The organism is Nonomuraea rhodomycinica, assembly GCF_013363995.1.
GTDB classification, from domain to species: Bacteria; Actinomycetota; Actinomycetes; order Streptosporangiales; family Streptosporangiaceae; genus Nonomuraea; species Nonomuraea rhodomycinica.
Genome location: NZ_JABWGO010000006.1, coordinates 181,857 through 205,316 on the forward strand (window position 1 = coordinate 181,857; position 23,460 = coordinate 205,316).

13 protein-coding genes are annotated in these 23,460 nt (G+C 64.5%); 4 read left to right on the top strand and 9 right to left on the bottom strand.

Annotated elements, in window-relative coordinates; genetic code table 11:
• Positions 1 to 81 precede the first annotated feature (81 nt).
• From drmC to drmD, 5 genes are read right to left on the bottom strand one after another with little or no spacing between them, the layout of a single operon-like run.
• On the bottom strand, positions 82 to 807 hold the full coding sequence (gene drmC, locus HT134_RS24675; protein ID WP_217708305.1) for a DISARM system phospholipase D-like protein DrmC: 726 nt from the start codon (positions 805 to 807) through the stop codon (positions 82 to 84).
• Entirely contained in the window at positions 797 to 2,821 is a 2,025-nt protein-coding gene (drmB, locus tag HT134_RS24680; RefSeq protein WP_175602834.1) for an MrfA Zn-binding domain-containing protein, read from the bottom strand. Before drmB ends, drmC begins: the two co-directional genes overlap by 11 nt.
• Positions 2,811 to 6,530, bottom strand: coding sequence for a DISARM system helicase DrmA (gene drmA, locus HT134_RS24685; protein WP_217708306.1), 3,720 nt, complete (start codon positions 6,528 to 6,530; stop codon positions 2,811 to 2,813). Before drmA ends, drmB begins: the two co-directional genes overlap by 11 nt.
• Positions 6,527 to 10,576, bottom strand: coding sequence for an Eco57I restriction-modification methylase domain-containing protein (locus HT134_RS24690; RefSeq protein ID WP_175602835.1), 4,050 nt, complete (start codon positions 10,574 to 10,576; stop codon positions 6,527 to 6,529). Before HT134_RS24690 ends, drmA begins: the two co-directional genes overlap by 4 nt.
• Entirely contained in the window at positions 10,573 to 13,761 is a 3,189-nt protein-coding gene (gene drmD / locus HT134_RS24695) for a DISARM system SNF2-like helicase DrmD (RefSeq protein ID WP_175602836.1), read from the bottom strand. Before drmD ends, HT134_RS24690 begins: the two co-directional genes overlap by 4 nt.
• 88 nt (positions 13,762 to 13,849) lie before the next feature.
• On the opposite strand from drmD, the gene HT134_RS24700 reads away from it, so the two are divergent.
• The 3 genes from HT134_RS24700 (at position 13,850) to HT134_RS24710 (ending at position 18,914) form a co-directional block, all read left to right on the top strand.
• Positions 13,850 to 14,953, top strand: a complete 1,104-nt coding sequence (locus HT134_RS24700; RefSeq protein WP_217708307.1) for a helix-turn-helix domain-containing protein — start codon at positions 13,850 to 13,852, stop codon at positions 14,951 to 14,953.
• Positions 14,950 to 15,489, top strand: a complete 540-nt coding sequence (locus HT134_RS24705) for a hypothetical protein (protein ID WP_175602837.1) — start codon at positions 14,950 to 14,952, stop codon at positions 15,487 to 15,489. Before HT134_RS24700 ends, HT134_RS24705 begins: the two co-directional genes overlap by 4 nt.
• A 2,066-nt stretch (positions 15,490 to 17,555) precedes the next feature.
• Positions 17,556 to 18,914, top strand: coding sequence for an IS481 family transposase (locus tag HT134_RS24710; protein ID WP_175602838.1), 1,359 nt, complete (start codon positions 17,556 to 17,558; stop codon positions 18,912 to 18,914).
• A 251-nt stretch (positions 18,915 to 19,165) separates the two neighbouring features.
• On the opposite strand, the gene HT134_RS24715 is transcribed toward HT134_RS24710, so the two are convergent.
• The 4 genes from HT134_RS24715 to HT134_RS24730 all read right to left on the bottom strand — a co-directional run bounded on the left by HT134_RS24715 (position 19,166) and on the right by HT134_RS24730 (position 21,046).
• Complete coding sequence (locus tag HT134_RS24715) at positions 19,166 to 19,648, bottom strand: NUDIX hydrolase (RefSeq protein WP_175602839.1); 483 nt, start codon at positions 19,646 to 19,648, stop codon at positions 19,166 to 19,168.
• Between the two features lie 10 nt (positions 19,649 to 19,658).
• The gene (locus HT134_RS24720; RefSeq protein WP_312888397.1) at positions 19,659 to 19,928 is read right to left on the bottom strand and encodes a GntR family transcriptional regulator; all 270 of its coding nucleotides are present in this window, start codon (positions 19,926 to 19,928) and stop codon (positions 19,659 to 19,661) included.
• A 57-nt stretch (positions 19,929 to 19,985) separates the two neighbouring features.
• Entirely contained in the window at positions 19,986 to 20,666 is a 681-nt protein-coding gene (locus tag HT134_RS24725) for an HAD family hydrolase (protein WP_175602840.1), read from the bottom strand.
• A 107-nt stretch (positions 20,667 to 20,773) separates the two neighbouring features.
• On the bottom strand, positions 20,774 to 21,046 hold the full coding sequence (locus tag HT134_RS24730) for a hypothetical protein (RefSeq protein WP_217708308.1): 273 nt from the start codon (positions 21,044 to 21,046) through the stop codon (positions 20,774 to 20,776).
• A 799-nt stretch (positions 21,047 to 21,845) separates the two neighbouring features.
• On the opposite strand from HT134_RS24730, the gene HT134_RS48335 reads away from it, so the two are divergent.
• Positions 21,846 to 23,183 carry a J domain-containing protein gene (locus tag HT134_RS48335; RefSeq protein WP_175602841.1) on the top strand — a complete coding sequence of 446 codons (1,338 nt, stop codon included), beginning with the start codon at positions 21,846 to 21,848 and terminating at the stop codon, positions 23,181 to 23,183.
• Positions 23,184 to 23,460 lie beyond the last annotated feature (277 nt).

Consider the following 23,460-nt stretch of genomic DNA (forward strand, 5'->3'; position numbering starts at 1 on the left):
TCGGTCTTCCCGAATGGAGGTGTCTCGTTTGGCATTGGTGAGCAAGCAGCGCGCCCTATATTTGACTACCTGACGCGGGGATCAGGGTAAGTTAATCCGCTCAAAGAGAAAATCCTCCGCTCGAAATAGCTCGCGTTCCACAGTTTCGGCGAGGTTCCGGTTGTCGATGAGAACACCGAACTCGATGTTGGAGTATTCGGCGCTCCATGAGAAGTTGGCACTGGTCGTAAGCAGGAACCGATGGTCGACGATGATGAACTTGGCGTGGTTGCGTACGTAGCCGCCGTCGAACTCCTTGGTGCTGAACACGAGCCCGGGCCGCAGGTGTGCAGCGACCTGGGCTGTCGTCGGTCCCCGGCGGAGCCCCTGCTTGGCTGCCTGGGTATCGAGATAGACCCGCAGGCTGATCTCGGGCCGCTGAGCCGCCCGGCGGAGTGCTTCCCACAGTCGGGAAGAGCGCTGGAAGTTGAAGGTCGAACAGGTGACGGACTGCCGGGCGCCGTCGACTAAGTGGGTAGCCGAGCTGGTGAGCGGTCCCGAACGGGCCAAGTGACCCGGCATCGTCCACACCGGGGCGACGCTGGTGGCCGCCGACCGGGCGCCCTCGATGGCCCGTAGCGCAGCTACCGCCGAATCCGGGCCGATCCGCTGCAGAAGAGCCCGGATCTCAGCGCGGTGGGCCGGCGGGAGCACACGGAGCGCGGCGGTCATGGTGTCGCCATCATTCAGCCGGTCGGCGATGCCTTTGGCCTCGGTGGCGGTGAGCTTTTGTCCCAAGTTCCGCGCCGCGCCACCGTCAGTACCCACGGCCGAAGAAGCCAAGGTCGCTTCCCCGCAAGTTCACAAGGAACCTACGGTCGAGGAAGCGGTTGGCCCGTTCGCAGGAGGTCTCCGATGCCATCACGCAGCAGTGGCAGGCAGCTCCGTGTAGGAAGTCTTCCGGGTCCTGGGGAGTGCGCGTGGCGCAGATGGGGTCAGAGGAGCACCGGGTGGCCCGAAACAGTGCGTCGCGGACGACGCGAGCGAGCCGGGCCGGTTCGCTCAACTGGACCAGGCCGCCCAGAGTTCCATCGCTGTCGGACGCCGTTGTGCAGATCAGCAAGCCGGCGGCAGCGGCGCGACCTTCGGCTTCCGGCCAGGCGTATAGCCGCTCGCTGAGGCTGGCGGCCGAGTAGCCACAGGTGAGGGCCAGCTCGCGGATGAGGACGTGGGCCAGGGTATGGACCAGCCAGTATCGCGGCGGTTTCAATCGGCTGTCCGGATCGATGTCCTCCGCGGTTTCGGAGAATCGGCGGTAGAAGTTCCGGCGATGGGCTTCCCGGTGCGCTGCCCACTCGGCGGCCTTGTAGATCTGCTCCTCCCATCCGGCGACCGCCGCCTCGTCGAGCTGGAGGAAGATGCCTTCACCGCGGTCTTCGGTGGCGACGGTCCATTCCGGGCGGGGTGCGCGGGTGAGTGGGACAAGCCTGCGGGGCAAGTCCCCAACGCGATCCATTGCGTCGATCCGGGTGAAGCCGACGAGGGCGTTGACCTTGCGGAGTCGTTCGACGGCGAGGACGCGGGTGATCTCAAGCCGCAGCTCGGGGTCGAGGTCTCGTCTGGAGAGTGCCAGGCCGCTGACGGGGTCCTCATGGCCCGCTCCAAGCGGGTCCTTCTGAAGGTAGCGCCATTCAGGGACGAGAAGGTCCACCGGGTCCCAGGTCCGGAGCTGCTCCTCCTGCTGCTCGGCAGTGGCGGGCGGTTCTGTGGCCAGGGCGACGACCTGTGCGAGCATGTCGTCGTTGAGATCGGTGACGTCGACCTTTCCGTCGAGGACATCGCGGAGAATATCGAGGTTGTCGCGATATTTCAGAAGCTTGTCGCCGAGGGCGATACGGACTCGGTCGGCGAGATCGCCTTCCTGCTCTTCCGGGGATTCCGGCATGACGATGATCGACTGTGTGGCGGGGAACCACAAGTTGGAGGCACCGACGAGAAGCAGGCGTGTCTCATTGCGGCAGCCGCCCGGCTGGAAAGCATCGAGATGCGGGTGGCGTCCGCGGCACCTCGGCAAGTTCAACGCCCCCTGTTCGCCCTGAGCCTCGTTCATGGGACGGCTCAGCCCACAGGAGGCGCACCGGATGGTCGCGGTGGCACCCCGACCCGCCGTCCGATCGATCATCTTTAGCGCGGGGAACTCCGCCTCGGCACACGGCTTGCCGCGATGTACCCACAGGTCATAAGGGAATTCATCCAGGTGCCCGTCTACGCAGGCGAGCAGATAACGGGCCGGTACAGCCGGCCGCCGCGTCGCCTGGCGGCTCTTGTCACCCTTGCGACCGGTGCATTTGCCGTGTTCGAAGCAGGCCAGGTCGGTCCGGTAGGGGTGGGTGTTGGTGTAGGAAAATGAGGTCAGCGGTGCGAGCATGTCACAGCCGGTGCACCGCAGCCACTGTGGGAAGACGCGGGCTGGCACGCCCAGGTCGTTGCCCTCGTTGGACATGCTGAGCTTCTTGGGCTGCCATGGGAAAGGCCGGAGCTGCACGTTGGGAGAACGCAACAGCATGCGCACCACCTCGCGCAGCCGCGGGGCGCGGATCTCCGGGATTCCGTCTCGCCGTCTCCAGATCCGATCCCAGTCGTCCAACCCGGTAGGCATAATCGTGAACTGCGGCAAGTCCATGATCGAGCCTGGCCCATAGGTGTATATCAGCGAGGAGGGTCGCCCCGAGCCGACCTTGGCCCGGTTGTGCTTGATCCCCTTCTCTTTCTCCCGCTCCGCGTCGCCGAGCGGATCGACCGCAGAGGCAGCGTCGTAGATGAATGAGGTGTTAGTCGTCATCGCTGTCTCCGGGCATGTCCCATTGCGGCGCGTCAAACGGCGGAATATAGAAGAGGTTCTCCTTAATCGGGCTGACGAGCAGGTTGATCTCCGGCTGAACCTCACGCATCGAGTTGGCCACCACGAATGGCGCAGCGTCCCGGCTATCGGCGACCGACTGGGTGTTCTCCGCGCCGATCATCAGTGGCCCGTGCCGGGCGTCGTCGAAGACTCGCTCATAGACAAGCGTTTTGCGCAGGTCGGCCAGATACTTCCGGCGATCGATCCACTGAGAGAGACGGTTGCCCAGCCGATTCCTCGCCAGCTCCGCCCGGTCCTCGCCACTGGCCAGCCGGATTCGGGCAACCAGAATGTCAATCAGGTTGTCCACAAAATCCCGGTGGCTCTCAATGCGGGTCGCGCCGTCCTCGGGAGAAAGCCCGGACGGCTGCGGCGCCTGGAGGACGCGTACCGCGCTCACTAGTACGCCGTCCAGCCCGCGCTCCATCGAGGTGATCGAGAACGGCGTGACCGATAGAGCCTCAACCTGCGCGTAGAAGGTCTCGTGATAGTGGCGGAACTGCTCGTAGTGCGCCAAGTCCCGGGGACGAGCCCAGTTGCCCAGGGTGACCACCAGCCCCGGTCGCTTCGGATCCCGGCCGACACGCGATGACGCCTGGATGTACTCGGCGGTATTTTTTGGCTGGCCGACCACCATCATCAGCCCCAGCCGGGTCACGTCCACCCCGACCTGGAGCATCGAGGTCGCCAGCACCGCATCGAAGGGCGCGAGCTCCCGTTTCGGGGTCGGCTTGCCCGCTTCCCGGAACTGCCGCAGTTCACGTTTTCCGGCGGTTGAATCAAAGGTCGGGTTGAAGGTCAGCGCCATCTGGTCCAGGGTCGAGGTGATGTTCGAGCTGGCCACCCGGGCGGTTAGCTCGGCGATATGCAGTGCCCCGAAGTTCGTCCCGGTACGGCGTGGCAACAGCGACCAGGGTCGCCCCTTGGCCAGCGCGGTCTGCACGTCGTCGCCCATGTAGCGGGCCATGCCGGCCAGTTCTCGGGTGGCGCTGAAGTATCCGACCAGCGTCATGTACGGGTCAGCCGCCTCACCGGACCGGTCCAGAAGTAGCTGTCCGGCGGCCATCAGCACTTCGGCCACCCGGATCTCCGCCGTGGTCAGCCGGATCCCGGTGGTGCTCAACCCGACGTAGCGGCGGCCAGGGTGCTTTTCGGAGATCTCCGCTTCCTTGGAGAAGAATGTGTCGCCTGCGTCCAGCACCTGCGGCGGAAAGATCGTGAGATCCCGCCCGTACAGGGCACGGACCTGATCCGGGGCGTTCCGGGCAGTTGCGGTCGAGGCCACGACTAGCGGCCGCACGGCTCGCCCATCCGGAGTCCGCCAGCTCATCAGAACATCGATGGCTGCCTCGAACAGGCCCACCGTAGTGCCGAGTGCCCCGGTGATGAGATGGAGCTCATCCTGAATGATCAAATCCGGTGGCCGCAGCCGGGGCACTGGCCGGACTGCGGCGGCCGGAAGCCCGTCCTTCTTCGGGTGCTTGCTACCGTCCTTGATGTCGCAGTGCGGATAGTCGGGGTGGACGAAACCGTGCCGGTCGCAGCGGCGCGAAACGTAGCCGAAGAGCGACCCGGCCTCGCCCTCGCGGGCCAGCCGGGCAAACTTGTCGACTGTGGCGATAACGAAGGCCGGGGCGAGCCTGTAAATTTCTTCATCAATAGTGAGCACCGGCAGCCCGTCGCCCATCTCGCCACCCTCGGCGAACGGGCAACCGGACAGGTCGTCCCCGCAGTACACGTAGACACGCCGGGTGGCCGCGTTGGCCCGCACATTCCGTGCGCTGATCTTGCTGCCGCACCACGGACAGCGCTGGATCTGCAGCACGGTGAGCCGGTAGCCGTGGCCCTCGTTGGACTTCTTCAGCTGGTATTCGGCCTCGTCGAAGCGCTTGGGGCTGACGTCGGTGCCGACCCACAGACCGATCCGGAACGGCTCGTGGCCCCAGGAGGCAGGGTCTTTGGCGCGGGCCATCTCTGCGGCGCACATTAGTGCGGTCGCCCGCTGGAACTGCTGGGCGGTCAGCAGCCGGAGCGTGTAACGCATGAGCACCGCGATGCCCGCGCTCCCGTCCAGCTGCCCGTCTGGGGTGACGAGCAGCCCCTGCCGCCTGCGCACCGCGAATGTGTAAGCGGCCAGGCCCAGGTATGCCTCGGTCTTGCCACCACCGGTCGGGAAGAACAGCAGTTGCGCCTTGGCCAGGTCACCCGAGCGCCGCTCTGCCGCCGGGTCAGTCAGCAGAGGGAGCTGCATGAGGATGAAGGCGAGCTGAAAGGTGCGCCAGTGTGCATACTTCTCTCGGGCTCGTACGGCTTCGCGGGCGCTCTCAAAACTGAGCCTCGGGTTCGCGGCACGATCTGCGGCCACCTGGGATTGGATGCGCTGATCGGCCATGACCTGGTTCATGAACCGGAAGCAGCGCAACGCCTCAGCGTCGGAGAGCAGGTGCTCAAGGCCATCGGCAAGCTGGCGCTGAACCTTCCGCGCTTCGCTGACCGCGTCCAGCGCCTCATCGCGCAGGTGCTCCGGGAGGTCGGTTTCGGTACGGCGCTGCTCGCGATCCAGCCACTCGGCGTATCCGCGGACGATGGGTTCGAGCCCGGCACGCAATTTGTCGACGCTGGCGATGGCCAGGTCCTCCATGCCTAGCAGGGCGTCGCCGACCTCCTCGGCGGTGACCTGTGGAGTCTCACAGGAAGGCAGCCAGGTCGTCCAGACTTTGCTGGCGCGTCTGGCACCTTTTGCGACCTTCCAGTCCACCGAGCATGTACGGCCCACGGCGAATTCGAGCCGGTTGCGGTATTGCAGATTGAGCCGCCGGAGCTCGTCGTCCGGTTCGGGCCTGGTGTCGGTCAGTACGTCGCGGACCGGTAGGAAGACCTCGGCGCCGTCCGCGTGGACGGAGATCTGGGTCTGGTAGAGCCAGGCGTTCACCGGGATCTTGCGCGGTGTCACCTTGTCATTGCAGAGGGCGATCTCGATAAGGCGGCGGCCTTCCTCCGGATCGTCATACCGGTCGATCCGGAGGACCACTTTGTCCTTGAGGACGATCGTCGTTGTCTGCTTCGGATCGAGACAATCGACCTTGATGACGTTCGTGATCTCGATAGGGGTCCGCTTGAAGCGGCGGAGGTTGGTCTTGTCGTCTTCCGCGTTCTTGATCGGCTCGTAGACGCCCCACGAGGTCGTAACTGTGAACGCCTCCAAGTCGAATGGGACCTGACAGCGCAACCCCATCGATGCTGGAATCATCAGCCCGCGCTGCTGCGGCTGATCATCGACGTCGTCCTCTCCCGACCCGGCGCTGCTGTCGTCCACTGCGGTCACCGGCACGCCCCGGCTCTCCTCGGCGTCCAGCGCGTTTCCTACATCGGTCCCGGCCTTGCCGGAGTCGGCGTCCTGGGGGTCGTCCGCGCCCTTGAGCAGCTTGACGGGAGCGATCCGGCCGATCAGATAGGCCGAGTCCGGGACCCCCTCAAGGATCTCCTCGGGCCCGCCCGCCGGGCCGAGGATTTCTCGCTCCAGGATGTCGACCAGGTTCTCCCGCACCGTCCATGACCGGCCGTCTGGCTCGTGCGCCAGCCGGCAGGCCTTCTGCTCGGAATCTGGGAGCTGGATTATGCTGCTGCGCCCAATGGCTTGCTCGCTCACTGGTCGTCGACCCCCTCGTCCTCATCCTCGGGCGGAAGAGGAACCTCACCCTGGAGCGCGACACGGCGAAGATTCTCCTCCAGCAGCCTATCCAGGATCTCCACTCGCGCCGCAGAACTGACCGTCCACCGCGTCATCCGCCGGTAGGTGTGGAACCCGTGGTTCAGCGGCAGGTCGGCCCAGCCATATGCGTCCATTACCATTTGATCGAGCGCGACATGGATTTCCCGCATCCGAGCTACATCTCGGTCGGCGGCATCGGAAATGTCCGGGTCGTTGACCATGTTATAGAGCTTGGTTAGCCCGAGATCGCGCCGTAGCATAATCTCCCGCCGTTCGGTGTCAAGCACCCTGCCGATATCGGCCAGTCCCTTAGTTGGCCTTGGTTGCGGAAAAGTCTGGAATACTCCCGAGGGTGTGTAGACAGGATCACCAGTTCTCGTTGAACCCCATACCATCGCCCAGAATCTATGGGCCGACGAGGTGAGAACGGCTAGCAAGTCATGCTTGTCCGATGTAAACACGACAAGTTGCTGGTCAAAAACTTGGCGAGCATCTACAAGAAGGGGGATCTGAGTGGAACTGGCTTGGGCCAGTACGATAACCTTGCCCAGGCCTCGCATGGCCTTCCGCATTGCGGGGCGCTTCTCGGCAAATTGCCACCAGTAGTCTCTGTAGACCTTTCGGCTATTCTTGGCTCGCTCTTCCTTTACCTGGGTCAGGGCGCGGTTGTATGGAAGGGTGTAAAGCTTGGAATCTTCCTCTGAGCGGTCATTGAAGTCGATGATCCACCGCGATGCATGAGAGTCCGGCCAAGTATTTAGATCCTTGCCTCCAAGGTAGGGGAAGAGGACGTCCTTCGTTTCTGGATTGGTGTGCATCCATTCTTTGGCTTCGTTCTTTGATAGTACAAATCCAGAGCCAAGGACAATGCATCCCTGAAATGACCTATGCAGGTTCTCAGATAGACGGTTAGGGGAGTCATTAATGCGCCCTGCAGGCTCAAGAAGTGTTGATATTGACTTTGCGTCAATGCCATCCGCATTCCTAGGGATGTTATCTGGAATGCGTTGCCAAGTGCCCCAAACTGCAGAATATTGGAGGCTTGCAGAGGAGACCGGCCACTTCTTGCTTTGGATCGCCCGTGTGATGAAAAATCCCCGCGCGACCAGCTGATCTAGTCCAACCTCGCGTGTGACATTCTGGGCAACTGTGTTAGTGGCAATGAGTCCAATATTGCCACTACTGGTCAGAAGCGAAGCAGTCCGTAGAAAGAAGTAGGCAACTAGGTCGGCGCTCCCCTTCGCGCCGTAGGCCAGCACGCTCACAAACCAGTCCCGGATGTTGGTCCCCATCGCCCCAGTAAGCTTCTGGCCCCCCAAGAACGGTGGGTTGCCGATGATGGCGTCGAAGCCACCGCGTTCCATGACGTCGGGGACGGCGAGGATCCAGTGGAGGGGCTTCCAGCGCTCGTAGTCGGTCTGGACGGTCGGGGTGAGCCCGGCCTCGATGATCGTGTGGAGCATACGGTAATCCGGTTGCTCGTTACCTGCGGCGAAGAGCGTGCCGGAGTCTCTAGGACCGCCTGGATAGGCCTGCTCGACCGCGATGCGTAGATTTTCGTATGCCTCGCGGAGCTGCCTGCCCGGTTTGCCGCCCCAGCGCAGGCCGGCGGCGACTACGCCGTTGGCGATGTCGGTGAGGTCGGCGACCAGCTTCTGGTAGTCATTCCACTGCCGCCGTTTGGTGGCCGCCGAGCGCTGGGGGTCGGCGTCGTTGACCTCGGTGGCAAGCTGGCGGCGGAGGCGGGTGGCCTTGGCGAGCACGTCGTCGACATTAATGCCGAAGAGCGACATCTGCTTGTTGGCGGCATCGGGGTCGATGTGCAGGAGCTTGAGCTGGCGGACGTCGGTCAGTCCGAGCAGCGAGTTGCCGTGCAGGACCTTGTCGTCGACGAAGGAGAACGGCAGCTTCGGATCGAGTGAGACGAGCCAGAGCGAGAGCTTGCACATCTCCACGGCCATCGCGTTGATGTCCGCGCCGTACAGGCAGGTCGCGACCACTGTACGGATCGCGTGAGTCTGCAGCACGTGCGGCGAGCCGTACGCGACACCCTCACGCTGCCAGGCCTCGATCAGGTGCTTGGCCAGGTAGCGCGCGGCGGCCACGAGGAACGCGCCGGAGCCGCAGGCGATGTCGGCGACCTTTAGGTCAAGGATCCGGTCGGAGGAGACCGGACGCCACTGGCCCTGGTCGGCGGTCTGGTGCGGTCCCGGCTCGAAGACCAGCGGCTCTAGGGCGTACCTCACCACGTCCTCGGCGAGGGTGCGCGGGGTGTAGTGCGCGCCCGTCGAGGCTCGTGAGGGGGTCTCGATGACAAGCATGCCGCCTGGCTGGACGACGAACGGCCGGTTGCGCAGGTCGCGACGGATGAGGCCGATGAACGGGCGGAGCCGCTCCCGCAGGCCCTCGTCCTTGGTGAGGTCGCGCAGCGCGTTCTCGGCGTCCTCGACCTGGTCGCCGGTGCGGATCGCCTTGGCCAGGGCGGCCTTGGTGGGCGGCTTGGCGGCGGGCTGGTTCTCCTTGACCCAAGCCAGGAGAGCGTCGGCCAGGGCGGTGTCGGTCGTCGTGGTCGCGGCGAGCGACTCCAGGACGGCCAGCGGGATCTCCGGCTCCTCACCCGGGCTTCCGATCAAGCCGACCGTGGTCTCGGCCGCTTCTTCGCAAGAATAGCCGAGCAGGCCCTCGTAGATGTAGCCGATCTGCTCGACGTCGATGTCTCGGAACGAGATCCGCCGCGCTGGCTGGCCCTTGATATGCGCGATCTGGACGGCGCGCAGCACCTCCAGCATGACCCGGTCGCTGACCGTAATCGCGAGGGGTCCCTGCTCGGTGCGCTTAGTGAGGAAGGAATAACGCTTAGGGTCGAAGAGCGACCCACCGTAGGCAGGCAGGCGCAGGTCCTCGAAGGACGCGCCTTGGTAGAGCGCCTGCCCGGTAGCCAGCAGCCGATGCCACGCCAAGTGGGTGGCGTCGAGAGGCTCGGTGCCTTCGTCGCGGGCCCGGTCATCGAGGATGTCCAGTTCGTCGCTAATGCCGTAACCCATCGTGAAAAGGCGGCTCTGCGGGAGCAGGCCACGCTCCTCAGCGAAGAGGAGGAAGACGACCCGCATCATGACGGTGACTGCCGCCTCGTAGACATCGGCGCGCTTGGCGGGCAGCGGATCGGGGACGCCGCGACGCTTGGCGTCAAGCGCCGCCTCGGACATCGCTTGCACCAGGAGCTCGACGGCTCGCCGTACCTGCGTGCCCAGCGCCTCCGTGATCTCTTCGGCTGCAGCGACGGACTCGCCGAACAGTTCGCTCAGCCGGTCCTCTGGCTTGCCCGCAAGCAGACGGCGCCGCTGGAGAAGCTCGATGAAGGCGTTGCGGACCTCGGGCTGACTAACCCAGTCGTGGGCGTCGACGATGCCGGAGGCGAGCATGGTCTTCTCGCGGGCGCTGGCGATCGCCCACCAGCGACCGTCGGTCACAACGCCGATCGGCACGCCTGCCGTACGGAGCAGCTCCTCCATTCGGTCGATGGGGCTGGTCGCCCAGCCGTCGCCCATGGGGTCGCGGAGGAAGTCGACTGGGTCGACGACCAGGACGAGCGCCCCGGTCACCTCCCCCTGGACGAGTGCTCCCGTGGCCCGGATGGTGATCGTGTGGTCAGGGGAGCGGACCTCAGGCCCGGTCGGTCCGACGAGGTATGTGTCACCCCAGCCCAGCACGTCACGCAGGACGGTCTCCACCCAGGAGTCCCGCTCTCTCCGATACAGGTCGAGTGAGGCGTCGTCCCGGTTGCGGTCCCAGTTCTCCCACGCCTTCTCGAAGGCGGGTTTGGCGTCCTTGAGTGCGGCCAGGGCGTCCGGGCTCGGCTGTGGGATGCCCTGTGGCCAGACCCGCTTGAGCGGCGGCACCGCCAGGAACGGGCCGTCGGTGTCGACCAGCTCCAACCAGGACCGGTGCAGGTCGGCCGTGGTGGGGATGTGCTTGCGCCTCATGTGTGGATCCTTCCGGCCTCGGCGTCCTGCGGGGTGAGGGCGAACACGATGGCGGCGGCCGATACGTGCGGTTTGATGTCGGCGTAGCGCTCCTCGATCGAGGTAATCTCGCGCTGCTCCTCATCATCCAGGCTGGCCAGTCGGTCCTCCATGGCCCGCAGGTCGATGCGGCGCTGCCGCTGCTGGTCGTCGGTGAAGAGCTGGTCCTCATCCTGGCGGAGGATCTCGGCTGCGAGCCTGTCCCGGGATTCACGCAGGTTGACGCGGAAGGCGGTGAAGATCTCGCGGACCCGGGAGATGTCGGCGTCGCGGCGGGACTGGAGCGCCTCGGTGACCTTCACCTGCCGGGACTCGGCCTTACGTTCCATGGCCCGCAGCAGCCGAGTACGCAGATGGCCTTCGTCGGCGTTCCAGAACTCGGTGAGGGTGGCACGGACCGGCTCGTCAGCGAGAGTGAGGTTCTCGGCATCCAAGGCACCGTCGAGGACGTTCTCGACCTTTTCCTCGGACAGGGCCTGGCCGCGGACCCGGATACCGGTGAGGAAGACCTCTTCGTGCAGGCGCAGTCCGCCGCGGCCGACCAGGACGAGCCGGGAGACCGCGGCCACGCAGGACTGCTCCAGGTCGTCCACGATGACCGCGGTCACCCGGTGGACGGGTGAGTCGACGCTGAACAGAGTGCTGCGCAGGACCCGGGCAGAGCGCTGCATGAGGGCGTGGCCAAGGTGGATGTGGACGAGATCGGAACGGTCCTTTGCGGCCTGGTCGTCGAAGGTGATCGGGCGGAGCTCGCCCGGCTTCAGCCGGGTGTCCAGGCCACGGAGCGCGGGCTGCCAGGCCCGGCCAAGTATGGGGACCTGGAAGACCTGCGCGTCGGTATCAACGTCGCCGATTTCCTTCAGAGGCGGCTGCGCGGTGATCGCGAAGGCGGCGTCGACGACCCGGCGGGCATTGGCCGGCGTTAGGTGCATCTCGGCCTTGCGCTCCTCGTAGGTGCTGGACAGCTGGGTGAGCTGCCGGTTCAGCTCCATGCCGCCGGCCAGGGCCCGGTTGATGATGGCGTTACCGTCTTCCGGGGCGACCTGCCGCTTCTTCCGCGAAGCACCGGTCGGGCTGAAGTGGTTCTGGATCTCGGCGTCGATGACCTGATTGACTGAGCCGAGGTCCTGGGCGACGTTGCCGACCTTCTCCGCGATCCGCCGCATGAAGTCCATATCGGCGGCATAGGTGGTGGAGTCCGCTGTCGGGGCGAAGTGGTAGATCTCCGGTGTGTGGTGCTGACCGTACCGGTCGATCCTGCCGATCCGCTGCTCCAGCCGGGAGGGATTGAACGGGATGTCGAAGTTGACCAGCCGATGGCAGTGGTCCTGTAGGTCGATGCCCTCGCCCGCAGAGTCGGTGGCGAGCAGGACCCGGACCTTGTGCTCTGGAGTCGGAGGCGCGGTGAAGCGTGCGCGGATCAGCTCCCGCTCCTCGGCGGGCGTGGACCCCTGGATGATCTCGAGGACGTCCTTATAGCCGCGCTGGATGAGGACCCGCGCGATCCACCCCAGGGTGGCCGCGTACTCAGTGAAGACCACCACCCGCTCGTTGCCCCACTTGCCATCGGGGCGACAGACACCGTCCAGGAAAGTGAGCAAGGCTTCGAGTCGGGAGTCGGGCCGGTGCTCATAACGCTGACCCCACTCGATCAGGCTCTCGATCTCTCCAGCGCTCGCCGCAATCAGCGGGTCGGAGCCCTTGCTCCGGCGCAGCGTGGTGAACTCCGGCTGCTCGATCCGGCCCTCTTCCTCGTCGGACTGCCCGCTGCCCAGCACTTCCTGGTAGTAAGAGTCGTCGTCCTCGTCCAGGTTGAGCGGTCGGCCGGTGGCGCCGGAGCTCTCGTACTGCTCCAGGGTTAGGGCGAATGACCAGGGACTGGAGATAAAACGCTTCTTCAGCAGCATGGCGACGATGTCGCCGGAGCGGCCCTTGCCGTTGGCTCGGGCGCTCTTGGTGAGGATGTCGTCCAGCAGCGCGAAGTGCCGCTGCTCCTCTTTGCCGGGGGTGAAGGGGATCTTCTTGAGCTGGCGGCGTTTGAAGTCCTTGTCCTTCAGGTCGGTCTTGAGACGGCGGACGGTGACCTCGCGCAGTGCCTGTTCGTCCAGGTTCGCGCCGCGGGTGAAGCGGCGGCCGTCGATCATCTCCAGGAGCGCAGTGAAGGACTCCGGGTAACCGTTGTGCGGGGTGGCCGAGAGGAAGAGGCGGTGCTCGCACTTTTCGGCCAGGGCCTTGGTAGCCAATGTCCGCTGACTGTCCACCGCGTACCCCCGGCCACCAGTCACGGCAGTGGGACCGGCCGGGGCGACATGGTGGGCCTCGTCCACGACGAGAACGTCGAAGGCAAACCGCCGTGCTGTTCCCGTGTCTCGCACATCGGCGAACAGGTCACGCAGGAGTCGTTGCGCGCGCAGGGACGGGAGCCAAGCCATGCTGACGATGACGCGGGGGAAGAGCCGGAACGGGTTCGCGTGCAGGCCGTGGGTGCGTTTGACGTCGGCCATCAGGTCGCTGTTGACGATGACGAAGTCCAGGCCGAACTTCTCCCGCATCTCGTCTTGCCACTTCAGGGCCAGACTTGGCGGGCAGACGATGATGACCGAGCGGGCCCGGTGGCGCAGCAGCAGCTCCTGGACCACCAGGCCGGCCTCGATCGTTTTGCCGAGGCCGACGTCGTCGGCGAGGAGTAGGTTGGTGCGGGCCGACTGCAGGGCACGGCGGAGCGGTTCGAGCTGGTAGGCCTCGACGTTGGCGCCGCTGCGGAAGGGCGCCTGGTAGGAGTTGGTGTCGGCCGAGGTGACCGCGCCCCATCGGACCGCGTCCACGAATGCGGCCAGGGTGTTGGGGTCGTCGAAGGCATCCAGGCTGATCTTCTCAGGGAGACCCTGGTCAGGGGCGACAGTGTGGCCGACCTCCAGCTCCCAGACGACTGCGAGTTCTTCGCCGAGTCGGTCCTCTTCCAGCGATTGGAGGCCCACGACATGCGTGAGACCTGCCGTACCCTCATCAGCGGGGCTGCGGGGCAGTCCCTGTTGCTGGACGGAGGTCACTGCCCACATCGACCCGCGCACGTTGACCACCTGGCCGGCGACCGGCAGCGGCGGCATCCGGTCGAGTGATCCCCGAACGCCAGTGTCGACCGCCATGTCCGTCTCCTTGTCCCCGTGGGCCACCCGGTGCGCCTATCTTGGCGATCCTTTTCGAAAATCGCAAGACGCTTGGTAGTCTGCCGATGTGTCTAGCATCGCCGACCGTGTCCGGCAGCTGATCGAGACCTCTGGCCTCAGCCAGCATGTCTTCGGTCGGCGGATCGGGCTCGATGATTCCAAGTTGTCCAAGTCGCTCGGCGGCACCCGCCGGTTCTCCTCTCTCGACCTGGCTCGCATCGCCGACGAGTTCAAGGTAAGCGTCGACTGGCTCATCACCGGCGAGGAGCCACCTCTGGCAGTGGCCGCCAGGACGACCACCGGGCGGGCCGCCGAAGCCCTGGATATAGCTCGGCGGTATAGCACAATGCGCACCGACCTTGCCGCGCTCGGCTACCAGCCACCCTGGGTGCCGCCGGATGCCGACCTGAGATTCGGGAGCTACCTCGACCGGGCGCGACGCCTCGCTGACTTTGCCCAAGCCAGACTCCGCGAGGAGAATCTTTCGATTCTTGGCCGAGATCTCCTCGACTTGGCGGAAAATGTTTTCGGTGTCGATGTTGCCGTGGTTGAACTCGGCACAGGTTTCGACGGTCTGGCGGTGTCCTCAGAGGAGGTGAAGCTCATCGTGCTGGCGACCACCCGCGTGCCCGCGCGGCAGCGCTTCACCCTCGCCCACGAACTGGGCCACCTGATGGCCGGGGATGATCAGGCGGTGCACGTCGATCGCGATGTCTTCGACAAAGCACAGTCGCGTGAACCGAGCGAGCTACAGGCGAACGCCTTCGCCTCAGCCCTCCTCATGCCCGAAGCGCTCCTCCGTGAGCGTCTCAAACAAGGCGGACTCTCCGAAAAGACCTTCGCCGAACTGGCTTGTGACCTGCGGGTGAGCCCATCCAGCCTCGCCATCCGGCTGTCCCAGCTCCGGATAATCGACTCTGGCGGAGCCGACCGGTACAAGCGCATGACCGGCGCTGACGCCGCCCGGCTCGCGGGTAAGGGTGAGTGGTATGCCCGCTGGGTGACCGAAACGGGCACACCGCGCCCGCCTGGCCTCCTGCTTCGCGACGCCTATTCCGCATATGAGACCGGTCAGGCGACGCTCCGGCCGTACGCGAACCTCCTCGGTGAGGATGTGGACAGCCTGCGAGCCGCGCTGGAGTCCGACGAGGGGACGCCGGCCGCCTTATGACCACTTACCTCTTCCCCGACAACACCGTCCTGTGCAACTTCGCCTGCGTTGACCGGCTGGACCTGCTGGAGGTAACGCTCAACGGCCGTGGACGGTGGACCGAGGCCGTCGCCTATGAGGCATCCCAGTCGGCTGTGCACCTCCCCGCTCTCGCATGCCTGGACGCGAACGGATGGCTCGGCGAGCCCATCGAGATCGACGACCCGGACGACGCCCACAAGATCGAGTCTATCCGCCGCGTGGTCTTCGGCGGTGACGACCTATTCCCCCTCAAGCACCTGGGTGAGGCCCAGTCCTGCTACGTCATCAAGAACTGGGCTGAGCTCACCGGCTCCTGGTGGATCTCCGACGATCGAGAGTCCCTACGGTATGCCCACTTTCAGAGCATCACCACACGCGAGACGCTCGACATCATGACCATGGCCGTAGTCAACGGGGATATCGAGGCCAAGGATGGCTTCACCCTCATGCAGAAAATGGAGTCGCATGGCCGTCGCCTCCGCATGCCCTGTTCTTGGCAGGATTTGGGAGGGTGAGGGCAAAGAGCGCCTCCATCAAACCCAGTGAGACTGGAGGGACAGGCGCGGTATCACCCTCGACACCATATACCGCCAGCTCACGCGCGATCTCATCTCCAAAATCCACCCTGGCCGCTACACCGCTGCAGCACAACCATCGGTCCCCTCGTCGAAACCGAGAGAATGTTAACTGCCGGCCTTGGGGGAAGATCACATCACATTCGAACGTCACATGATCGAGAAGAGGACGGTCTCACCGGCTCTGCTAAGGACCGCTGTGGCATACAACTGTCTCCAAGCTTCCAAGGTTGACAGTGATGCATTCCGTACATGGCTGATAGCCGAGGTTGCCTTTACAGCAACCCGGCGTGCCCGGTGGCAAGGGCCGACGGAGTCGGTCCGCAGCAGCCGATCGCCTCCAGCCCCGTACGGCGAGCACCGAAGTCGGTGATCGTCACAGTCTTGGCCTGCATCCCGCACCTGGGTGCCATACAAAAGGCCGGCGAGCGACTGCCTGCTTTCGTTGCAAACGGGGGCCGTTCACGACGTGGCCCGTTCGTTCTCCTGGTCAGACGGCAGATGTCGATCAGTGCCAGGTGAACCTGTGAGGCGGGTTGCTGTATCCCGCTGCTGTACAGAACCCCGGCAGATGATCAGCTCTACTCATTCGATGGCAAGGGGACCCGTACCGCAGGGCCGCCAGGCCCGAGGAACGGAAGCCCCGCGGCAGCCTGACTTCCCGCTTGTTAAGCTAAGCGAAACCTCCAACTCGAGCACCTGGTGCCTGGGCTAGAAGACAGCTCACGTTCGCCCTTTGAGCACATATGGTGTCCGATCTTGTCGGCAGCTCAGCGTTCTCAGCGCAGCTTAGAGCTGTTTCATGAGTGATTGAAGGTCGCGATGAAGCTTATTGACTCTGCCTAGCCGTTGCGATGCGTTCGCGATGTGGGCAGTATGCGCGCGCTCGCCTACGACGTAGTGGCAGTAGCCGGCGGCTGCGGTCAGGTACATCATGTCGATGAGATCGTTATCTGCCCAGCGAAGCTGGCCGTCAGAGAGCTTCTCATGGAGAACCTCCCGGAAAAGGCCCAGTGCTGGCATGGTGGGTAGGCGGCATCTTCATGAGCTGACTTCCACGTCTTCGATGCCGGGTCGACATCACGAAGCCGAAGGCGGGGTGATCCTCTTGTGAGCTCGTTGATCAAGAACAGAATGGCGAGATTCTCACCCGACGAACTGGATCCAGCTATGCGCTGTAGAAGCGCTTCCAGTGCCGTAGCCGCGGTCTGGACCACTGGACGGATATGGCCGTCGTCCCACAGCTTCCCAGCCGCACTCCAGATGTTCGGATGTCGTTCAGACGCTACAACTGGGGACCGACAGGACCCACTATCTCAGCCAATTCCTCTCGCTGAGCCAAGATGGCAATCGCCTCGACGATCGCGACGCGAGCTTGTGTGAACGGATGGGCCTCCATGCAGGCCCTCTTCGTGTTCGACGACCTTCGCCGCTAGGTCCTTCTGTCCCATCACTGTGATCACATCGTGGGCTAGCTTCGTCCTTGTTCGGACCTCGTCGATTAGCGCCTCCACTTGTAGAGCAAGCCCAGGCTGCTCCTGATACGGCGCTTGCTTACCCCACCGCCGTTCGTACAGCTCGCCCCAACGGTAAATAAGTGCAAGTAAACCGGCCAGACGTTCACGCGCCAGAGAATAATTCACGGCCACAACCCTACAGCGAGGTACGACATCTAGGGATCTCGGCTGTTTGCAGAGCAGCCCGCCTCGCCCTACAGGCCGACACGACCGTCTTGCCCTTTGGCCTGTTTCGCAAGGCAGTCAGAGCGGTGGCCCGAACATCTGTTGCCAAGTGCCCGGCACCTAGGATCGCAGAGGTAGAGACTCCCGTCAGGAGCGTGCAGATGACAGTATGAAACTATCCGGATCGAGTAGAGCGTCCTATCTGGTAACGAGACTGTAGCCTGATCGCCCATCAGGCAGGAGTGTATATTGCACTTATGGTGCTGTCGGGTCTCATGACCCGTGTGACACACCGTGCTCAGGACGTGCGTAACACTTCGCCGAGTGCTGGTGGAGTTGAGCGTGGTCGAGCAGCGGTACCAAGCCGTGCTGCAGGTGTTATCAGGGGCGAGTGTCACCGAGGTCGCCCGCAGGTTCGGGGTCTCACGTCAGGCGGTGCATCGATGGCTTGGCCGATACCGCGATCAGGGCCTGGCCGGGCTGGCAGACCGTTCATCCCGCCCACGCACCTCACCGACCCGGACACCGGCCCAGGTGGAGGCGCTGATCTGCGAGCTGCGGCGTAATCACCCGCGTTGGGGTGCTCGCCGGCTGGTGTGGGAACTGACCCGCCGAGGCTGCCCCGGGCCGGTGCCGTCGCGGGCGACGGTGCATCGGGTGCTGGTGCGCCATGGCCTCGTGCAGGTCACCCCTCGGGGACGGCGGCGGGAGGACTACAAGCGCTGGCAGCGCTCCGAGCCGATGCAGCTGTGGCAGATGGACATCGTCGGCGGGATCATGCTGGCCGATGGCACCGAGTGCAAGGTCGTCACCGGGGTTGACGACTATTCCCGATACTGCGTCGCCGCCACCGTGGTGGCTCGCCCCACCGGCCGGGCCGTCTGCTCGGCCCTCGCCACGGCCATGCGCCGCTACGGAATCCCCGAAGAACTGCTCACCGACAACGGCAAGCAGTTCACCGCCCGGTTCGGCCGCGGCGGGGAAGTGCTGTTCGACCGGATCTGCCGCGAGAACGGCATCACTCACCGGCTCACCCGACCCCACTCACCCACAACCACCGGCAAAGTCGAACGCTTCCACCAAACCCTGCGGCGCGAACTCCTGGACGAGCACGGCCCGTTCACCAGCATCGAGCATGCCCAGCAGGTCCTGGACGCCTTCGTCGCCGACTACAACACCCACCGGCCCCACCAGAGCCTGGACATGGACCGCCCCGCCGACCGGTTCCACCCCCGCCACGACGACCACCTGCCGCTGCGGCTTCCACCAGCCCTCCATGGCTTCCCCGATCCGCACGCCGAACCGGAGCCCGAACCAGCGGTGGAGTCACCAGTGCAGGCCGAGCCAGCCCAACTGGTGATGCCGGCTGACGGGATCGACCCGGTCGACCTGGCCGTCGAGTTCACCCGAATCGTCCCCGCCTCAGGCAACCTGGCCGTCTGCGGACAGCAGTTCTGGCTCGGCACCCACCGGGCCGGCCTCACGATCACCCTGCGGGCCGATACCGGCACCGTCGAACTGCTGGCCGCCGGTGTCAGGATCAAGAAGGTCCCGTCCCGGCTGATGCCTCAGCATCTGCGCCAGCTGCTGGCCGAAGGCGGCACCCGCATCCAGCCCGCACCCAAACCGGCCCGCCCCGGCCCCCATCAGGCGGTCGAGGTGTATCTCGGTCACGGTCTATGACCTGCCTTAACCGTTTGGCTCTGCTGAGGCCCGGGCCGTTAACATCCCTGCTCGCGCCAACCCGCGGTACTGTCATCCACAGGACATGCCAAAGATCATCTAGCTGGAGTGTCACCCACCTCCCGAGCCGGATCTGTCGCACGGGTGCTGAGACCTGACAACGGCGATCATGGCTGTGGCCTGGGCTTTGTCCGTCGCTGTCGGTCTGGGCCGATCACTGCTTGGCGCTAGATTGGGGCGGCTGACTGCGTTCAGCCGATGTGTGGACCGCGGCTCCCGTCCGACTGGAGGTAGTGGCTGATGCGCAGGCTCATAGAGCGATCCATCCGGTAGTTCGTCATCTCATCCCGCGGAACCCAGCTGACTTCGCGGGACTCGGCGCTGGTTGTCGGCTCACCAGCAACGGCTCGGGCAGTGAGGACGATGGAGAACTCCTGTCGCACCTCGCCGTTGCTCGTGTAGAGGATGACGTGGTTGGGATCGCTGTAGGTCCCGACGAGCCCGGTGACCTCGCATGTGATGCCCGTTTCTTCCAGCGTCTCGCGCACGGCTGCTGCCGGGATGGACTCGCCGAGATCGATGGCGCCGCCCGGGAGGGCCCAGTTGTCGTTGTCGGAGCAGCGGATCATGAGGATGTGGCCGGCTTCGTTGGTGACGACGACGTTGACCGAGGGGACGGGGCTGTTCACGGCTGGCGCTTGCGGGTCGTTGTAGAAGTCGATCCTGCGAGTCACGGTCCAGAGCCTACTTGCTGGACGCCTCGTCTTCCGGTGGGTTGGCGTCGCTTGGCTGGCTGACGAAGCTGCCGAGGCCGCGGACGGTGTAGATGGTGCCTTCTTCGCGGAGAGCTCGCATCACCTTGTGGGCAGTCATGCGGGCGATGCCGAACTCCTGCATCAGATCGTTCTCGCTCGGCACTCGTGAGCCCGGGCGGTAAACGCCGGCGGCGATGCGCTCACGGATCACGTCGGCGACCTGCTCCCAGCGAGGCCGGTCCTGGCGGAATTCGATCACGACGTCACTGTAGGAAACCGTAACGCCCCATCGTTTTCCGGATGGCCCTATGGAGCCCTATAGACAACCCTTCCGAGCTTTGCTTACGCTGGCCCCATGGCACTCCCCGGTTGCGACCTCGACGCGCTTCGCGCCACCTTCCCCGGCTGGTCCTTCTTCCGTAGCGATGCGGGTGCCCTCTACGCGACCAGGCAAGGCACTCCGCTTCGCAACGCGGAGATCGATGCGGGGCTTGAGCAAACGGTTAGCGCCGACGATTACGTGTCCCTCGTGGCACTGCTGCGAGCGCAGCAGGTGAAACAGACGGCTGTCGGGCTTGCGGACACCCTCGACGCCGGACACCGCGTAGCCGTCCACGGCGTCGGCCAGGCCGGTGCGGCGGAGCTTGCCGAGCTGGTCGTCCGCCGTGCCGTTGGTGACGATGCCCACACGCCACCCCGACGTCCGTAACTCGATCAGTCCGTCCACAACGCCCGGGTAGCACCGCACGAGGTGCGGCATCCGCTGGCGGTAGGCCGCCCACAGTTCTTCGGCAACCTCGGCGAGGCCGAAGTGCTCGCGTACCTTGCTGAAGAAGACGTCCCGGTGTGGGTGGCCTGCTCGGTCCAAGGCGGCCAACCATGGGACACCATCGGGGCCTAATCGGTGTTGCTTGGCGAACTCGTCGGCCCACCGGAGGAAGGCGGCGTCGAGGTCGATGAGAGTCCGGTCGAGATCGAAGAGAGCGAGACGCTGCACTACGTCACCTTAAAGCTGCACTACGTCACCTTAAAGACAGTGCTGCTCAGGAGAGGGGCCCTACCTTGAAGCCTGTAGATCGGCGTGGAGCGCCGATACTCCGCCGGTCACTGGCAGGAGGGCATCGACATCGGCGAAGGGCCGGCCTTCTCGAGGATCTCACTGAAGAAACCCAGGTCGGGTTGATCGGGCGTGCCGATGAGGAGAGCGCGGTCCAGCAGGGTATTGATCTCCTCGCAGCTGGTCTCGGGCAGCAGTACGCACGCATGACATGCGGCACGGTTGAGGTTGTCTGTTCCGCTCGTATCCGACTCGACGCACAGAGGATCGGCTGAGCACCAGGACATATCAGGAACAGGTAGCGAAGTGATCAAGTTCATACCAGAATTGCGGTCTGCATTCTCCCGGTATCGGATATCGGAGGCCCAGACCCGTGGATCGCCTGCCTGCTGTGACCTCTGAAGAGGGTTCGCTGCAATCGGCGCAGCTGAACACGCCGAATCGTACCGTTCCTCCCCTCCCCACGCTTTCCGCGGGGCCGATGAGATTCGACCACGGCGCCCGCTTGCGGGAGGAGTGCTGGAGGTCCCTCGGCGAGCGTGTGAGGGCGAGGTTGGAGGAACTCACGGGCCGGACGTTGGGCTGGTATGCGGCGGAAGACCACTCCGATCCGGCTGGCCGTTGCAAGGCGGTTGTCTTCGGCGAACAGGGACTGTGTGCCGCGGAGCCCCGTATCGACACCGAGCACCGACCGGTGTATGCAATCACCGGCTACCTGCTCGATCCGACGAGCCTTCGAAGCATGGCGATCGACTATAGGCCGGCCCCGGCTCGCGGTGCGGCTCCGAACCCTTCCGAGGCTCCCGGTGGTCCCGGGGGACGGGAGTCGATCTCAGGGTTGACCACGACGGCGCTGGCGATGTTAGGAAATCTGCCGCGCAAGGCCCAGGAACTGCTTCAGGCTCCCTTCCTCAGAGGCGGGCGGGTACAGGACTGCGGATGGCACTACGAAGGCTCTGAGCACCATCTGAAAGTGTTCGTGCTCTACCTCGCCGGACATCGAGACGTGACAGTGGCAGTCGGACAGCGAGTCGTCCCCGTGGGTCACACGCCAGGGACGGCCCATTGGTCCCTGACGTGCTACCGGGGGTCCGTGGTCCGCCGTATCGGGAGATAGGAGTGGACAAGGGGTTCAGGGACCTTGAGGGGCATGACGCCTACGAACTTCTCGGTGTGGCCGGAGGCTGCTCCGACAGAGCGATCAACCAGGCCTTCCGCAGGCAGGCACGTGACTGGCATCCGGACAAGAACCAGTGCCCCGATGCCCGGGCCGATGCCGAACGGAGGATGCGTCTGCTCAACGCCGCGAGGGACGTCCTGCTGAATCGTCGGGCCGAATACGACCTTTATCAGAGACGGGGTTCCGCACTGGAGGAACTCACTGATGATCCGCAGGACGGTACCTGGTATGACCCGTGGGATGAGGCCCGGACTGACGTGTTCTCGGAGGCCGGTTCCAATGAGGACACCGGAGCTGGCGCACGGCCCTCGGGAAAGGGGCCGGCGGAGCGTCCCTGGACCGAGCCTGGTGGTGACAGAGTGCCCCCATGGGTCCCTCCGCACCATCACCCTCCTGTATGGGGCGAGGTTCCTCGGCGGCACGGTTCGTTCCGGTCCCCCATGGAGGAGGGCCGGCGCATCAGGCCGACCCGCAACAGGTACGCGCCCCCACCCCGATCTCCACAGGCCCCACCGTGGAGTCGGCCTTTCCCAGCCTCTCCGTATCTGATCCGGCCGCCTAGGCGTATGGTTTCACGCAACGGCTGCCTGTGGGCGACGGCACTGAGCGTGACCCTGTTTGTGTGCTACCTTGCAGTCCTCTTGATCGCTGCAGCCAATTATGCCTTTCGGGCGTCGATTCCAGTGGAATTCTCGGGTAGCTGGATCGGGTCCGGCGTTTATCCCGGCACCAGCCAGCTGTATACGGTTCGGATCTCGCTGCAGGGCGGGCGCAGGAGCGGCGAAGTAGAATATCCGCTGCATTTCTGCAGGGGGACGATCATACCCAGGAGGTTGAGCAACGGAGGTCTCTCCGTCGGGCAGCGGTTCGCGCAGCCCAACTCATGTGCGGATCGAGATATGGAACTCAGCATACGTGACGATGGCAGATTGAGCCTTTCTCGTGACGGTGAGGTCATCACGCTGAATCGAGAGCCCGCAGAAGGGTCCTTCCGACTCCCCGAATCCCTCGTCGGAAAATGGGCTGCCGACGGGATGGACTTCATCCTCGACAACAAGACCACCGGGCTGGCCGGAACCGTAGGCTGGGAGGCGGATAGATGCATTCTTGTGCCCATAGCCGCTGGCGACGACAGTGCGATCTTGACTGTCGGTGGGAATAGCTGTAGGCGCCAGGGGATCTGGTCGCTCACTGTTCGAGACGGACGACTGGTCGCTGACTTCAAGGGAGCAGACGGCCGGAACATCGACGGATGGTCGGCGCCCCGTAAGCGGTGATGTCCTTCCCCCGCATGACAGCGACCATGCAGGATGGTCTTGCAGCCATGGGGAGGGTATGGCGAGTCTTCTTGTGCGGAGCCGGTGAGGAATCTCTAACTCATGACAGTTCGGCCTTCCATCGCCTCGATGTGGCACCATCGATACTCTCATGTGAGAGTGCAGTGGCGGCCCGCGTGAATCAGGCTATTTGGCTGGGCCGATATCGCGAGTCCGCTACAGATGTACCGCCCAGAATACGGTTCCCGCATGCGACGATCCGCTGAATCGCCCACAC